Source organism: Microbacterium sp. ISL-103 (assembly GCF_018613995.1).
Classification (GTDB): domain Bacteria; phylum Actinomycetota; class Actinomycetes; order Actinomycetales; family Microbacteriaceae; genus Microbacterium.
In genome coordinates this window covers 1-599 of sequence record NZ_JAGGPD010000215.1, presented here as the reverse complement: position 1 = coordinate 599, position 599 = coordinate 1, and the positions used below count along the sequence as shown (strand labels likewise).

Sequence of the window (599 nt, the reverse complement as noted above, 5' to 3'; positions counted from 1 at the left end):
GTGGCGAACGTGGTGATTCCGACATCCAACGCGGCATGCACGCATGAGATCGCTGCGGTGTTCTCCACCTGCGAACCGTGCGTGAGCCAGTTGCCGTAAGTGATCTCGGAGATCTTGAGGCCGGAGGCGCCGAGGTGGCGGAACTTCATGAGTGAACTCCTTGTGAGTGCGTTGCGATCATCCCTTGATCGCCCCCGCGGTCATTCCTGCCACGATCTGGCGGTTGAAGAAGATATACATGAGCAGGGGTGGGATGGTGATGAGCAGGATGTCCGTGAACAGCAGGTTCCAAGACGTCGCGTACTGACTCTGGAAGTTGAAGAGGGTCAGCTGCACGGTCGCGTTCTCGGCACCCGGGAGGAAGTAGAGCGGGTTCGCGAAGTCGTTGAACACTGCCACTGCCTGGACCACGATGGCCGTCACAATGACGCTCCGGAGCAACGGGAACGCCACGCGGAAGAACAGGCGGATCGGGCCCGCACCGTCGATGACGGCTGCCTCGTCCAGCTCTTTCGGGATCGTCGAAACGAACGAGCGGAACAGCAGAATGCAGAACGCCATTCCGTAAGCGACCTCGATGAACACGAGCCCAGGGAGCG

General features: G+C 60.3%; 1 protein-coding gene and 1 pseudogene. Both read right to left on the bottom strand.

The annotated features are described in order from the left end of the window. Positions 1–149, bottom strand: a pseudogene (locus tag J7E68_RS19705) (aldo/keto reductase); the annotation flags it as partial. Between the two features lie 28 nt (positions 150–177). Further along, the coding region (locus J7E68_RS08725; protein WP_215171770.1) for a carbohydrate ABC transporter permease at positions 178–599 on the bottom strand (422 nt) is incomplete at its 5' end.